Consider the following 14,252-nt stretch of genomic DNA (forward strand, 5'->3'; position numbering starts at 1 on the left):
GATTGACTGATCCCTTCGCTCCCATTTTCGGTTATGCAGGAGCCCGGCGTCCTGCTTCGCATGCGCGGGATGCTCGCTCGAAGGTTCGCAGAGGCCGCGCCGATGCAGATTTATCTTCCGATCGCCGACATCCCGGTCAACATCTTCCTGTTGCTGGCGATGGGCGCGGCCGTCGGCTTCGTCTCCGGCATGTTCGGCATCGGCGGCGGGTTCCTGATGACGCCGCTCCTGATCTTCGTCGGCATCACGCCCGCGGTCGCGGTCGCCTCGGTCTCCAGCCACATCGCCGCCTCCTCGTTCTCCGGCGCGCTGTCCTATTGGCGGCGGCGCGCGATCGATCCCTCGCTGGCCTCGGTGTTGATGATCGGCGGCGCGCTCGGCACCGGGCTCGGCGTCGCCACCTTCACCCTGTTGCGTTCGCTCGGCCAGCTCGATCTGATGATCGCGCTGTCCTATGTCGCCCTGCTGACGAGCGTCGGCGGCACCATGTTCTGGGAAGGCCTGCGCGCGATGATGCGCGCGCGCCAGGGCGCGGTCGCGACCGTGCGGCGTCCGGGCAGCCATGTCTGGATCCACGGCCTGCCGCTGAAGATGCGCTTCAAGCGCTCGAAGATCTACGTTTCGGTCATTCCGGTGGTCGCCATCGGCCTCATCATCGGCTTCCTCGGCGCCGTGATGGGCATCGGCGGCGGCTTCATTCTGGTGCCCCTGCTGATCTATCTGCTGCGCGTGCCGACCTCGACCGTCATCGGCACCTCGATGGTCCTGACGCTCGCGACCATGATGATCGCGACCATGCTGCACGCGATGAGCAATCATCTGGTCGACGCCGTGCTGGCGCTGATCCTGATGGTCGGCGGCGTCACCGGCGCGCAGTTCGGAGCCCGCGCCGGCCAGATGATCCGGGGCGAGCAGCTGCGGCTGCTGCTCGGCCTGCTGATCCTCGCCGTCGGCATCCGGTTCGCGATCGAGCTCGTGATCAAGCCCGACGACCTGTTCACGATCCGCGAGACCGAGATCAGCCGATGACGCCGCTCCGCCTCGCCAGCCTCACCTTCATGCTGCTGCTTGCCGGCGCCGCATCGGCGCGCGCCGAGCGGCTGATCGTCTCGGTCTCCAACCATCGCGTGACGGTGACGCCGAACTATTCCGGCGAGGAGCTGGTGCTGTTCGGCTCGGTCGAGAAGGACGTCCAGACCCCACCGGGCCGCACCGCCTATGACCTCGTCGTCACCGTCCGCGGGCCGCGCGCGGACATGGTGACGCGGCGCAAGGAGCGCAAGTTCGGCATCTGGATCAACACCGACTCGCGCCAGTTCCTCAAAGTGCCCGGCTATCTGGCGCTGTTCGCCAACCGCCCGTTCGACACGATGGCCGCGCCCGAGGTGCTGCGCCGGCAGCAGCTCGGACTCAACAACGTATTGTTGACCCAGCGCGTCGGTCCCGACTATGCCGACGTGGTCCCGAACGACGCGTTCCGCAGCGCCTTCGTGCGACTGCAGTCGCAGCACGGCCTGTATCGCGAGGACACGTCCGCGGTGACCCTCCTGACGCCGACCCTGTTCCGTACCGGCATCCCTCTGCCCGCTGCGGTGCCGATCGGCACCTATGAGGTCGAGATCAAGCTGCTCGCCGACGGCGCGCTGGTCACCAAGACCGAGACCGCGTTCGAGATCGTCAAGGTCGGCTTCGAGCAGTTCGTCGCGAACTCAGCGCGGCAGAACGGCTTCGTCTATGGTCTCGTCACCGCCGCGATGGCACTGATGACGGGATGGATGGCCTCGATCGTGTTCCGTCGGGATTGATCTTTTCCGCCTCATTGCGAGGAGCTGGGCGACGAGGCGATCACCGTCCTCACACCGGGCTCCAGAAGCTTCAGCCGCGCACCGAACCCGAGCGCATCGAAGGTTTTGCGCAGATCCTGCGCGTCCTGGCGGAAATGGGCCCAGCCGTCCGTGTGAACCGGAACGATGGCGGCCTCGGCAAACACGCGCGCGGTCTCGACCGTGTCGTTGGTATCCATGGTGAGATGGAACGGCCCGCGTGTCTGCGCCGCTCCGGCAAAGGGCATCACGACGCTAGGCTTGAAACGCCGCGCCACCTCCGCCACGCCGTCATAGAACACCGTGTCGCCACTGACATAGACGGTCGCGCCCTGCTGCGGGATGAGGACGAAGCCGATCACATCGCCCGCCAGCGGCTCGATGCCGGCGGGACCATGGCGCGCCGGCGTCGCCGCGACCGTCAATGTCCTGCCGCCCTTGCCGAGCTGCGTCGTCTGCCACGGCGCCAGCCCTTCCGCCGGCGCACCGAGCCTGCTTGCGCCGACTTCCGTCGTGAGCACGCGCGGTGCACGTGTCAGGAAGGCGCGGCCGCCGTGGTCGAGATTGTCGGAATGCTGATCATGGCTCAGCAGCACCGCATCGACCTCGCCGATCGCCTCCGCGGTCATCGCCGGTCCAGTGAGCTTCTCCAGCACGACATGCGGCAATTCATAGCGGCCAGGAGCATCGAATGTGGGATCGGTCAGCAGGCGGAAGCCATCGATTTCGATCAGGGCGGTCGGGCCGCCGATCAGGGTGATCGCAACGCTCATGATGATGCTCCAACGGTACGGGCCGGCGCCCGCGTGACCAGATAGATCCCGAGCGCGACAGGAACGACGCCGAGTAGGTCCTGCAGCGCCACGTGCTCGCCGAGCACCAGGAAGGCGAAGATCATCGCCAGCGGCGGCATCACGAAATGATAGGCGCTGGCGGCGGTCGCGCCGCAGACTTTCAAGAGGTGGAACCAGAGCACGTAGGCCAGGATCGAGCCGCCGAGCACTAGGAAAGCAAACGCGCCGATCAGTTGCGCATTCGGCACGATCGCGCCCATGTTCGACACGCCGAGCGCGACCGGCCATAGCACCAACCCGGCCGAGAGGTTCTGGATGCCATTGCCGACCCACAGGCTGCCCTTCGGGGCGAGCTGCTTGAACAGGATGGTGCCGGTCACGATCGAGGCCAGCGCCGCCAGAGTATAGAGAATACCTTCGAGCTGGTCGGTCCCGACGGACATGCGGTGCCAGACGATCATGGCGACGCCGATGGTGCCGAGCGCGAGGCCTGAGATCTTGCGCAGGGTCAGCGGCTCGCGCAGCAGCAGCGCCGCGAACACCGCGGTGAATACGGGATTGGCCGAGACGATCAGGCCGCCGAGCCCCGCCGACACCGTCTGCAGCCCGGTGTAGCCGAGACTGAGATACAGCGCGTTGTTGGCGATGCCGATGATCGCGAACACGGCCGCATCGCGCCAGCTCATGCGCAGCTCGCCCCGGACCGCCGACACCACGAGAATGAGGACGCCGGCGAGCGAGAACCGCGCCGCGAGCAGCAGCAGCGGCGGACAATAGGTCACGCCGACCTTGCCGGCGACGAAGGCGAAGCTCCACAGCAAGCAGAACAGGCCGATTTCGAGCGGCAGCAGGTTCGACTTCATCGGGGTCACGGCAGCCGAGGAAACGGACGACATCGGAGCTCTCCTTCGTCGCCGGTGTAGGGCTGTTCTTTCCCATTTGGAAATTAAATGATAGACTGATACTCAGTGGTTTTCCGAATGGAGATCCCGCGTGCTCGATCTGGACCTGTTGCGCAGTTTCGTCTCGGTGGTCGAGGCCGGCGGCTTCACCCGCGCCGGCGAGCGCGTCCACCGCACGCAATCAACGATCAGCCAGCAGATCCGGCGGCTCGAGGAGGATCTGGGCCAGACGCTGCTCAACCGTGACGGCCGCGAGGTCACGCCGACCGAGGCCGGCGAGCGGCTGCTGTCCTATGCCCGCCGCCTGCTGGCACTCGCCGAGGAGGCCCGCGATGTCGTGGCGCGGCCGGGACCCGACGGCGCGGTGAAGCTCGGCATCCCCGAGGATTTCGCGGCCTACCGGCTCGCCAAGCTGCTCGCCGCGTTCGCACGCGCCCATCCCGATCTCAGGCTCGACGTCCGCGCCGACCAGAGCCTCAACCTGAAGCGCGACATCGAGCGCGGCGATCTCGATCTGGCGCTGCTCAAGCGCGGCATTGACGACACCAGGGCGGCGATCGCGGCGTGGCCGGAGCAGGTCTATTGGGTGACCAGCAAGGCCCATCCCGTCGACCTCGACGCCCGCTCGCTGCCGCTGATCGGCTTCCCGCTCGGCTGCCTCTATCGGACCCGGGCGATCCATGCGCTGGAGAGCAGAGGGCGCGCCTGGCACATGGCCTACACATCGTCGAGCCTCGCCGGCATCCAGGCCGCGGTCGCCGCCGGCATGGGGCTGAGCATCCTCTCCGAAATGTCGGTGCAGTCGGAGCACCGCGTGCTGACGGCCCGCGAGGGCTTTGCGCCGATCGACCGCACCGAGGTTGCGCTGCTGGCCTCGCCCGATGCCAGCCCGGCGACGTTGCGCCTGGCCGACCGGCTGGCCGAGTTCTGCGAGAAGGTGCAGGCGAAGGCGGCCTGACGGGCATTCGTCCGCGGCTCCTGCGACCATGGCGCCACGAGCAAAGTGCATTCCCTCCCCCGCTTGCGGGGGAGGGCTAGGGAGGGGGCCGCTCCGACGGCGGTGCGCTTGGCGCCCCCTCTCCAACTCTCCCCCGCAAGCGGGGGAGAGGGCGCAACGGTGCGCGCAGCGGGCATGATCAGTCCAGCGTCGAATGATCCGTTCGACCTCTGATCACTGATCCAACTAATGAATTTCCATCATCCGACTAATAGCACCGCGCCGCGGCGATGCTGTGCAGGCGCCTATCTCCCAGCACGTGCGCGATGAAGGCGCGCTTCGGAAACAGCTTGGCGAAGGCCGCGTCGCGCACGCTCAGGCCGCCGGCATAGGCGCCGAACGCCGGCATCACGGCGCGCTCGCCGTCGCAGACGAAGCAGCGCCGCTCCAAAGTGCGCGCCCGCGTCGCCACCCGCGCTTTGGGGTGCAGATGGCCGGCGATCTCTCCACGCGCGCCGGTCGGCTCGTGACGGAAGCTGATCGCGCCGACCGTGATCTCGTTGACCACCTCGCCGCCGATGCCGCGCGGGGCCGGATCGTGGTTGCCCGTGATCCAGATCCAGTCGCGGCCGACCTGGAGGTTGGCGATGCAGGCGCGATCATCACCGGTCAGGCGCGTATGCGCGTCGCGATCGTGAAAGCTGTCACCGAGCGCGATCACGGCGCGCGGATTGTAGTTCGCGACCACGGCGGCCAGCCGGTGCAAGGTCGCGGCGGTGTCGAACGGCGGCAGCAGCGTGCCGCGTGACGCGTAGCTCGAGCCTTTTTCCAGATGCAGGTCGGAAACGATGAGCAGGCGCTGCTCGTCCCACACCAGCGCGCCGGAGAGATCGGCGCGCAGCGCGATGCCGGCGACGTCCATCATTCCCGATGCGCAGACAGTCGCCCGCAAGTCCGCCTCGCTTCTCGATCTACCCCATCGCTTCCTTCACGAGTTCCTCGGCAGCTTCCGCCAGGAGCTCGTCAGCGGCCTCGCCATAGACGGATTCGCGGCCGATTTCCAGCATCACCGGCACCGCCAGCGGCGAGACGCGATCGAGCGGGCGATGGGTGATTCGTCCCTCGATGCGGGCCAGCATATCACCGAGCCGCTTCAGATCGAGCAGGCCGGTGGCGGCATCGGCACGCGCGGCGCGCAACAGCATGTGATCGGGCTGATGCCGGCGCAGCACGTCGTAGACCAGATCGGTCGAGAACAGCACCTGGCGGCGGGTCTTCTCTTCGGTCGTCGAACGCCGCGCGATCAGGCCGGAGATGATCGCACAGGACCGGAACGTGCGTTTCATCAGCGCCGATTCGGCCAGCCACGCCTCGAGGTCGTCGCCCAGCATGTCCGGATCGAACAGAGCGGCGAGATCGAGCCGGCCTTGGCTGACCATCAACGACATGTCGCCCAACCCCCACACCGCGAGCGCATATTCATTGGCGACGAAGCCGAGCGGCCGGACGCGCGCCCGCTCCAGCCTTCGCGTCAACAGCATGCCCAGCGTCTGATGCGCGAGCCGGCCCTCGAACGGATAGCAGACGAGATAATGCTTGTCGGAGCGCGGGAAGGTCTCGACCAGGAGCTCGCGGCGCGCCGGCACGCGCGACACGTCCTTCTGCAGCAACAGCCAGTCGCGCACCTGCTCCGGCAAGGCCGACCATGCGCGGCGATCATCCAGCAAGCCGCGGACGCGATCGGCGAGATAGGTCGACAACGGAAACTTGCCGCCCATGTAGGACGGCACCTTGGGATCGGCATCGTTGGCGCGCGACACATACACCTGGTCCTCGGCCAGCGCCTCATAGCGCACGATCTCGCCACTGAACACGAACGTGTCGCCGAGCGTGAGCCCTTCGATGAACGCCTCCTCGATCTCGCCCAGCAGCCTGCCGCCGCGCGCGATCGCGCCGGTCGAACCGGCGCCGCCGCCGCACGAGCGCACCAGCCGCACCTTCAGCATCGCCTCCTCGACGATGGTGCCGACGTTCAAGCGATAACTCTGCCGCACCTTGGGATTGGCGACGCGCCAGCGTCCTTTTGCATCCTGCTTGATGCGCGCGAAGCGCTCATAGGTCTTCAGCGCGTAGCCGCCGGTGGCGACGAAGTCGATGACATCGTCGAAATCGGCGCGCGACAGCGACGCATAGGGGGCCGCAGTGATGATCTCCACATAGAGCTCGTCGCTGAGGAACGGCTCGGCGCAGGCGCAGCCGAGCACGTGCTGCGCCAGCACGTCGAGCGCGCCGGTGCGCAAAGGCGGCGTGTCCTGCGCATTGTCGGCTATGGCATCGATCGCGACCGAGCATTCCAGCACCTCGAAGCGGTTGGCCGGCACCAGCACCGCCCGCGAAGCCTCGTCGAGCCGGTGATTGGCACGGCCGATGCGCTGCATCAGCCGCGAACAGCCCTTGGGCGCGCCGACATTGATGACGAGATCGACGTCGCCCCAGTCGACGCCGAGATCGAGCGAGGAGGTGCAGACGACGCCGCGCAGCCTGCCTGCCGACATCGCATCCTCGACCTTGCGGCGTTGCGCGACGTCGAGCGAGCCGTGATGCAGGGCGATGGCGAGATTGTCGTCGTTGATGCGCCAGAACTCCTGGAACAGCATCTCGGCCTGGCTGCGGGTGTTGACGAACACGAGCGTGGTCTTGTTTCGCTTGATCAGCTCGTACATCTCGGCCAGCGCATGGCGCGCGCTGTGGCCGGCCCACGGCAGCCGCTCCTGCGTGTCGAGCATCTCGACCACCGGCTGCGCGGCGCCTCCGGCGACCACGACATCCGCAGCAGCAATGCCGCCGCTCGGCTGCGGCACCAGGAAGCGCGCGAGCTGCTCGGGCTCGGCGACGGTCGCCGACAGGCCGATCATGCGCATGTCCGGCGCAAGCCGCCACAGCCGCGCCAGCGCGAGCGACAGCAGATCGCCGCGCTTGGAGGTGACCAGCGCATGCAGCTCGTCGAGCACCACGCGCTTCAGCGAGGAAAACAGGAACGGCGCATCGTCGGACGACAGCAGCAGCGCCATCTGCTCCGGTGTGGTCAGCAGGATGTCCGGCGGATAGCGGCGCTGCCGCTGCCGGCGGGACACCGGCGTGTCGCCGGTGCGGGTCTCGACCTTGATCGGCAGGCCCATCTCGGAGATCGGCGCCTCGAGATTGCGCGCGATGTCGACCGCGAGCGCCTTCAGCGGGGAGATATAGAGCGTGTGCAGGCCGGCGGGTCGCGGGATGCGGTTCGCCGTCTGCTTGCTCTTTTCCGTGTTCGCGAGTTCGACCAGTACATTCGGCTCGGTGCCGGGTGCCACCATCGACACCGCCGCCGGAGGCCCCCCTCCCCGCCCCTCCCCCACAAGGGGGGAGGGAGTGGAGAGAGCGGATCGCTTGGCAAGAACAGAACGATGCTTCGGCGCGACGGCGGAGCCGAGCTCCACCAAGGTCGGCAGGAACCCGGCGAGCGTCTTGCCGGCGCCGGTCGGGGCGATCAGCAGCGCCGAGCGTTGCGCGCGCGCCTTCTCCAGCAGCGCCAGCTGATGCGCGCGCGGCGCCCAGCCGCGCGCCGCGAACCATTCGGTGAAATGGTCGGGCAAGGCGGCGCTGTCGTCAGGCGGGACTGGTGAGACGCGGGGCGGCACCGGGGGAAGGTAGGCAGTCGCCCGCGGTTCGTCGAGGGGCGGATAGGCGCCTTAGCCTTCACGGCTGCCGTGCCAGCCTATCCTGAAGCGCACCAGCGCCTCGCCACGCTCCGCCGTCGTCCCCGCGAACACAGGGACCCATACCGCGGAATCCATCGGTGAGACGCTTACTGCCAGTCATCGTCCCAACAAAGCCGGTGGTTATGGATCCCTGCGCCGCGTGCGCAATTGCGCACTAGGCAGGGACGACAGCGGAGTTTGAGGCTGCATCCCTCGCCACATCGTCATTGCGAGGAGCGAAGCGACGAAGCGATCTAGACTGCGTCCGCGGAAGAACTCTGGATTGCGTCGCTTCGCTCGCAATGACGAACAAGACCGCAGCGCCACTCCTACTCCGTCATCGGCTTCTCGGAGATGCTCCAGTCCTTGCCGTCGAAGATCGAGATGTAGAGCGTCTTCATCGGCGTGTAGTCGTCCGGCGTGTAGGCGTAATTGACTCCATCGAGGAAGAACGGCGAGTGGAAGCCGGCCAAGGTCGTGGCGTGCTTCAGCACGTTCTCGCGTGTCAGCGTGTCGCCGCAGCGCCGCAGGATCTCACCCATCGACACCGCCTGACCGTAGCCGGCATAGGCGATGGTGTTGTCGGGATCGATGCTGGGCAGGTACTTGGCGCGCAGCGCCTCGAAGCCCTTCACGTCCGGATCGTCCTTCCACTGCGGCACGCCGGCGTCCTTGGAATAGCGGATCGCGACGATGCCCTTGGCATTCTCGAGGCCGGCGGCGGACAGGATCGAACGGCCGGTCGAGCCCGCCGACAGCAGCTGCAGCGGCTTCCAGCCGAGCTCGGCCACCTTGCGGATCGACTGCGACGAGGCCTTTCCCGTGCTGATGTTGTAAAACACGTCGGCGCCGGACTTCGACAAATTGATCAGCTGCGAGTCCACCGTCGGCTCGGTGAGATCATAGGTCTGCTCCATGATCACCTGCGCCTTGCCGCCGGCGTCGGCCAGCACCTTCTTGAACGGTCCCAGGAAGTCGCGGCCGAAATCGTCGTTCTGATAGAGGATGCCGATCTTGGCTTCCGGCTTCACGCTCAGCACGTGCTTGGCGAGAATGCGCGCCTCGGTCGGATAGAGCGGCAGCCCCGCCATGGTCCATTTGTAGTTCTTCGGATCATTCCACTTCGAGGCGCCGGTGTTGAGCAGCAGCTGCGGCACGCCCTTGGAATTGAGGTATTTGTGCACGGCGGTCTGCGGCGCAGTGCCGAGCGAGCCGTACAGCGCCAGCACTTCGTCCTGCTCGACCAGCCGCCGCGTCGCCTCGACGCATTTCGGTGCGCTATAGGCATCGTCCATGGTCAAGAACTTGACCTTGCGCCCGTTGATGCCGCCCTGCTCGTTGAGCATCTGGAAATAGGCTTCCCCCACCCGGCCGAGCACGCCGTACAGCGAACCGGGACCGGAATGCGGAATGGTCTGACCGATCTTGATCTCGGTGTCGCTGGCGCCGGCATCATATTTCTTCTCGGCAGCCCAGACATGGGGCGACGCGATGGATGAAGCGCCGATGGTCGCAAGCGCGGTGGCGCAGAAATCGCGCCGCGTCAGATGTTTTTTCATTTTTGTCTCTCCCTAGACTGCCGACATTTTTTGGCATCGGGAGAGCTGCGGCAAGAGCGAAGTTGCCGCATTGGACGCCGCGTGCAGCGCATTCAATAGCGTGTAGACTCAAGTCCCGACGGCGACCACGGCCAGCCCGCGCACCGGCAGCTGCTCCTCGGTGCGTGGCGACGCCGGCTCGAGATGGGCCAGCGTCAATCCCGCGGCCGCGATCACGCCACGGACATATTCCGCTCCATGGGCATAACGCAGCCCCTTCCCCATGATCACACCGTCGCCGTCATGGGTCTCAACGGTAAAGGTCAGCAGCCCGCCCGGCGCCAGCACACGTTGCGCCTCGCGCAGCACCGGGCCGAGGTCGCCGACATAGACCATCGCATCGGCTGCGAGAATGAGATCAGCAGACGCAACGTCCTGACGCTGCAGCCCTGCGGTCATGTCGTCGACCTCGAGCCCGGCATAGAGCCCGGTGGCGCGCGCCTCCGCGATCATGCCGGCCGACAGGTCGATGCCGATGAAGCTGTCGACGTTGCTGGCGAACGCCGCTGCACCCAGCCCGGTGCCGCAGCCGAGATCGATCGCGCGCTTGAAATAGGCCGGCTTGCGCTCGGCCGCGCGCACCGCGATCACCGCCTTGAACAGGATCGCGGGCGCGCGGTAGTGCAGCCGCTCGATCAGCTCGGTCTCGAAACGCGGCGCGTACTGGTCGAACAGCGACTGCACATAGGCCTTCGGCATGTCCGAGAGCGGCGCGGCGCCGAGCTGCATCAGACGCACAGCGGCACCGTGGCGGTCATCCGGATCGGCGACGCAGGCGTTCCGGAAGGCAGAGATTGCCTTGTCGGTTTCACCGAGCGCGATCCTGATCTTGCCGAGTTCGAACCAGGCCGAGGCGAAGCTGGGGGCGACCTCGATGGCCTGCTCCATCACCTCGGCGGCCGCGACCAGGTCGCCCTTCAATTGCAGGTCGCGGGCGAACTCGTAGCGGCGGTCGGCGATCAGATCGCCGGAGGACAGGAACAGGCGGTTGGGCATGGGAACCATCGTCGTCAATGCGGGCTTCTCATCGAGGAGATGGATGCGCGGGTCAAGCCCGCGCATGACGAGATGGAAACTGGCACGACCTGAAAACGCGTCTTGCGTGACCTATATGACCGGCATGCGCCCGCAAGACATCCTGCTGCCCGTTCCCTCCGGCCTGTGCTGCAAGGCCGGCGGCTTTCACATCGATCCCGTGCGCCCGGTCGAGCGGGCGCTGATCACCCACGGCCATTCCGATCATGCCCGTGCCGGCCACGGCGCCGTGCTGGCGACGCAGGAGACGCTCGACATCATGCGGCTGCGCTATGGCGACAATTTTGCGGGCTCGATCCAGGCGATCGGCTATGGCGAGGAGATCAGGCTCGGCGACGTCACCGCGAGCTTTCATCCCGCCGGTCACGTGCTCGGCTCGGCGCAGATCAAGGTGTCCTGTGGCGGGACCTGCATCGTCGCATCCGGCGACTACAAGGATGCGCGCGATCCGACCTGCGCGCCGTTCGAGCTGGTACAATGCGACGTCTTCATCACCGAGGCGACGTTCGGCCTACCCGTGTTCCGTCACGGCGACGCAGCGCTGGAAGTGAACAAGCTGCTGGCCTCGGTGGCGCTGTTTCCCGACCGCGCGCATCTGGTCGGCGCGTATTCCCTCGGCAAGGCGCAGCGCGTGATCGCGCTGATCCGCGAGGCCGGCTATGAGCAGCCGATCTACCTGCATGGCGCAATGGAGAGGATCACGCGCTACTATCGGGACAAGGGAATCGCGCTGGGCGAGCTGAGGCCTGTGAAGGGCGTCAAGAAGGCCGAGCTCGCCGGCACGATCACGCTGGCGCCGCCGAGCGCGACCTCCGACCTGTGGACGCGGCGCTTTCCCGATCCCGTCACGGCCTTCGCCTCGGGCTGGATGCGGGTGCGCGCCCGCGCCCGGCAGCGCGGCGTCGAGCTGCCGCTGGTGATCTCGGACCATGCCGACTGGGACGGGCTGACCGCCACCATCGCGGCGACCGGCGCAAGCGAGGTGTGGGTCACCCACGGCCAGGAGGACGCGCTGGTGCATTGGTGCCGGAGCAAGGGCCTGGCGGCCCGGCCGCTCGATCTGGTCGGCTATGGCGACGAGGAGGAGAGCGAGGTGGTGGCGACGGAGGACGCGGAGGCATGAACCGCTTCGCCGAGCTGCTCGACCGCCTCGCCTATGAGCCCGGCCGCAACAACAAGCTGCGCCTGCTGACGTCGTACTTCCGCGAGGTCGAGGATCCCGATCGCGGCTACGCGCTGGGCGCGCTGACGGGCGCGCTGTCGTTCAAGCACGCCAAGCCGGCGCTGATCCGCGATCTCATCGCCGCGCGCGCCGATCCGGTGCTGTTCGCGCTGTCGTATGATTATGTGGGGGATCTCTCGGAGACCGTCGCGCTGATGTGGCCGAAGGACAGGGCGCATCATCAGCAGCTCGTTCCTGGGTACCCCCCTCCCCACCCCTCCCCCACAAGGGGGGAGGGAGCCGAGTGGCACTCGGAGCTTGCATCTCGTTCGATAGCCAACAGGGGCTCAACAAGTGATCTTGCTCCTCCGAGCACTGCTCTCTCCGTTCCCTCCCCCCTTGTGGGGGAGGGTCAGGGAGGGGGGTGCCACACAGGTGGTCTTACGAGAGCATCCGGCCACAACAACCCGCCACCGCCGACGCTGACCGAGGTCGTCACCACCCTGCGCACCCTCGGCAAGACCGAGATGCCGCGGCAACTCGCGCAATGGCTGGATGAGCTCGACGAGACCGGGCGCTGGGCACTGCTGAAGCTGGTCACCGGGGCCTTGCGCATCGGCATCTCCGCGCGGCTTGCCAAGACCGCAGCGGCCGCGTTCGGCGACAAGGACCCACACGAGGTCGAGCTGATCTGGCCGGGCCTCGCGCCGCCCTATCTCGACCTGTTCGCGTGGCTGGAGGGCCGCGGCGACAAGCCGGTCAACCGCGATCCCGCGCCGTTCCGCCCTGTGATGCTGGCGCATGCGGTCGAGGACGACGACTTCGCCGGCATGAACGCGGCCGACTACATCGCGGAATGGAAATGGGACGGCATCCGCGTGCAGGCGGTGAGCGGCCGCGAGGCCGACGGCCGCGTCGTCACACGGCTGTATTCGCGCAGCGGCGAGGACATCACGGGAAGCTTTCCGGACCTGCTGCCATCGCTGCATCTGCCCGGCGCGCTCGACGGCGAGCTGCTCGTGGTGCGCGATCAGCGCGTACAGAGCTTCAACGTGCTGCAGCAGCGGCTGAATCGCAAGACGGTGTCGCCGAAGCTGATGAAGGAGTACCCGATCCACCTGCGGGCCTACGACCTGCTCGGCGATGAGGACAATGACCTGCGCGAGCTGCCGTTCGCCGAGCGCCGCGCGAAGCTGGAGGCGTTCATCAAGCGCCTGGACGATCCGCGCGTCGACCTGTCACCGACCATTGCGTTCGCGACCTGGAATGCGTTGAAGGCCGCGCGTGCCAATCCCGCCTCGGCCGGGGCCGGCGACGATGCCGAGGCCGTGGAAGGCGTGATGCTGAAGCGGCGCGACGCGCTGTATCTGCCGGGGCGTCCCAAGGGGCAGTGGTGGAAGTGGAAGCACGATCCGCACATCATCGACGCCGTGCTGATGTATGCGCAGCGCGGCCACGGCAAGCGCTCGTCCTATTATTCCGACTACACGTTCGGCGTCTGGACGGCGGGAGACGGCGGCGATCAGCTGGTGCCCGTCGGCAAGGCCTATTTCGGCTTCACCGACGAGGAGCTGCTGCAGATCGACCGCTTCGTCCGCCGCAACACCACGGAGAAGTTCGGTCCCGTCCGCCACGTCGTGCACGAGCCCGGGCAGGGGCTCGTGCTCGAAGTGGCGTTCGAGGGCCTGCAGCGCTCGCCGCGGCACAAATCCGGCATCGCGATGCGCTTTCCGCGCATCAACCGGTTGCGCTGGGACAAGCCACCGCGCGACGCCGACCGGCTGGAGACGCTGGAGCGCATGCTGAAGAGCGAGAACCCCGGCGTGACAGCGCGGGAACATTAAATGGCAGTAACCAGCTTGCGGCGGCGAGCCGGGTTCCCCACCTGCCCTGCCGTGCTTTATAATCGGGCTCGCGAATCCGACGAACCCGCCTGGAGACGATGACATGTCGAACGACATCAGGGACTATCCGGCCCGCGCCCGCAGCTCGGATGGTCTGTATCGCTTTCTCGGCGGCTCGCCGCTGTCGGTGGCGTTCCGGCTGGTCCTGCTGTCGATCCTGGTCGGCGTGGTGCTGTCGGCGATCGGCTTCGATCCCTTGAACATTCTGCACAGCATCCGGCTGCTGTTCATCCGGCTGTACGAGCTCGGCTTCGACGCCTTCAACTGGCTGTGGCGCTACTTCCTGCTCGGCGCCGTGATCGTGATCCCGATCTGGTTCCTGTCGCGGCTGTTCGCCCCGCGCGGCCGGTAGAGAGACGC

Annotated in this window: 12 protein-coding genes; 6 read left to right on the top strand and 6 right to left on the bottom strand. The window is 66.9% G+C overall.

The window, feature by feature from the left end; translation table 11 throughout:
- The first annotated feature begins 102 nt into the window (after positions 1–102).
- Together QW868_RS22150 and QW868_RS22155 are read left to right on the top strand one after the other, a co-directional pair.
- Positions 103–1,029, top strand: a complete 927-nt coding sequence (locus QW868_RS22150) for a sulfite exporter TauE/SafE family protein (protein WP_315773984.1) — start codon at positions 103–105, stop codon at positions 1,027–1,029.
- Positions 1,026–1,805, top strand: coding sequence for a TIGR02186 family protein (locus QW868_RS22155; protein WP_315735834.1), 780 nt, complete (start codon positions 1,026–1,028; stop codon positions 1,803–1,805). Before QW868_RS22150 ends, QW868_RS22155 begins: the two co-directional genes overlap by 4 nt.
- Positions 1,806–1,816: 11 nt before the next feature.
- Here the strand turns inward: QW868_RS22155 and QW868_RS22160 are convergent, their stop codons facing one another.
- Positions 1,817–2,596 carry an MBL fold metallo-hydrolase gene (locus tag QW868_RS22160; protein WP_316231510.1) on the bottom strand — a complete coding sequence of 260 codons (780 nt, stop codon included), beginning with the start codon at positions 2,594–2,596 and terminating at the stop codon, positions 1,817–1,819.
- Positions 2,593–3,513: a DMT family transporter gene (locus QW868_RS22165; RefSeq protein ID WP_316231511.1), complete on the bottom strand. Its 921-nt coding sequence runs from the start codon at positions 3,511–3,513 to the stop codon at positions 2,593–2,595. Before QW868_RS22165 ends, QW868_RS22160 begins: the two co-directional genes overlap by 4 nt.
- Positions 3,514–3,610: 97 nt before the next feature.
- Between QW868_RS22165 and QW868_RS22170 the strand changes: the two genes are divergently transcribed.
- Positions 3,611–4,477 (top strand): LysR family transcriptional regulator, encoded by an 867-nt coding sequence (locus QW868_RS22170; RefSeq protein WP_316231512.1) that lies wholly within the window; start codon positions 3,611–3,613, stop codon positions 4,475–4,477.
- 247 nt (positions 4,478–4,724) lie between these two features.
- Here the strand turns inward: QW868_RS22170 and pdeM are convergent, their stop codons facing one another.
- From pdeM to QW868_RS22190, 4 genes are all read right to left on the bottom strand, one after another.
- On the bottom strand, positions 4,725–5,378 hold the full coding sequence (gene pdeM, locus QW868_RS22175) for a ligase-associated DNA damage response endonuclease PdeM (RefSeq protein WP_316231542.1): 654 nt from the start codon (positions 5,376–5,378) through the stop codon (positions 4,725–4,727).
- Positions 5,379–5,427: 49 nt separating this feature from the next.
- Positions 5,428–8,133, bottom strand: coding sequence for a ligase-associated DNA damage response DEXH box helicase (locus tag QW868_RS22180; protein WP_316231513.1), 2,706 nt, complete (start codon positions 8,131–8,133; stop codon positions 5,428–5,430).
- Between the two features lie 389 nt (positions 8,134–8,522).
- Entirely contained in the window at positions 8,523–9,752 is a 1,230-nt protein-coding gene (locus tag QW868_RS22185; RefSeq protein ID WP_315757618.1) for an ABC transporter substrate-binding protein, read from the bottom strand.
- A 108-nt stretch (positions 9,753–9,860) separates the two neighbouring features.
- Positions 9,861–10,787: a methyltransferase domain-containing protein gene (locus QW868_RS22190; RefSeq protein WP_316231514.1), complete on the bottom strand. Its 927-nt coding sequence runs from the start codon at positions 10,785–10,787 to the stop codon at positions 9,861–9,863.
- A 115-nt stretch (positions 10,788–10,902) separates the two neighbouring features.
- Here QW868_RS22190 and QW868_RS22195 point away from each other — a divergent pair, with 115 nt between their 5' ends.
- From QW868_RS22195 to QW868_RS22205, 3 genes are all read left to right on the top strand, one after another.
- A complete protein-coding gene (locus QW868_RS22195; protein ID WP_315757682.1) occupies positions 10,903–11,949 on the top strand; it encodes a ligase-associated DNA damage response exonuclease in 1,047 nt (348 codons plus the stop codon).
- A complete protein-coding gene (locus QW868_RS22200) occupies positions 11,946–13,832 on the top strand; it encodes an ATP-dependent DNA ligase (protein WP_316231515.1) in 1,887 nt (628 codons plus the stop codon). Before QW868_RS22195 ends, QW868_RS22200 begins: the two co-directional genes overlap by 4 nt.
- A gap of 103 nt (positions 13,833–13,935) precedes the next feature.
- Positions 13,936–14,244, top strand: coding sequence for a DUF6460 domain-containing protein (locus QW868_RS22205; RefSeq protein WP_315735819.1), 309 nt, complete (start codon positions 13,936–13,938; stop codon positions 14,242–14,244).
- Positions 14,245–14,252 lie beyond the last annotated feature (8 nt).

Source organism: Bradyrhizobium sp. SZCCHNR1051, from assembly GCF_032489615.1.
Lineage (GTDB): Bacteria > Pseudomonadota > Alphaproteobacteria > Rhizobiales > Xanthobacteraceae > Bradyrhizobium.

Bases quoted from the DNA above. Each gene is read 5' to 3' on its own strand.
- QW868_RS22150 (WP_315773984.1), top strand. From the start codon at position 103: ATGCAGATTTATCTTCCGATCGCCGACATCCCGGTCAACATCTTCCTG.
- QW868_RS22155 (WP_315735834.1), top strand. From the start codon at position 1,026: ATGACGCCGCTCCGCCTCGCCAGCCTCACCTTCATGCTGCTGCTTGCC.
- QW868_RS22160 (WP_316231510.1), bottom strand. From the start codon at position 2,596: ATGAGCGTTGCGATCACCCTGATCGGCGGCCCGACCGCCCTGATCGAA.
- QW868_RS22165 (WP_316231511.1), bottom strand. From the start codon at position 3,513: ATGTCGTCCGTTTCCTCGGCTGCCGTGACCCCGATGAAGTCGAACCTG.
- pdeM (WP_316231542.1), bottom strand. From the start codon at position 5,378: ATGGACGTCGCCGGCATCGCGCTGCGCGCCGATCTCTCCGGCGCGCTG.
- QW868_RS22185 (WP_315757618.1), bottom strand. From the start codon at position 9,752: ATGAAAAAACATCTGACGCGGCGCGATTTCTGCGCCACCGCGCTTGCG.
- QW868_RS22190 (WP_316231514.1), bottom strand. From the start codon at position 10,787: ATGCCCAACCGCCTGTTCCTGTCCTCCGGCGATCTGATCGCCGACCGC.
- QW868_RS22195 (WP_315757682.1), top strand. From the start codon at position 10,903: ATGACCGGCATGCGCCCGCAAGACATCCTGCTGCCCGTTCCCTCCGGC.
- QW868_RS22200 (WP_316231515.1), top strand. From the start codon at position 11,946: ATGAACCGCTTCGCCGAGCTGCTCGACCGCCTCGCCTATGAGCCCGGC.
- QW868_RS22205 (WP_315735819.1), top strand. From the start codon at position 13,936: ATGTCGAACGACATCAGGGACTATCCGGCCCGCGCCCGCAGCTCGGAT.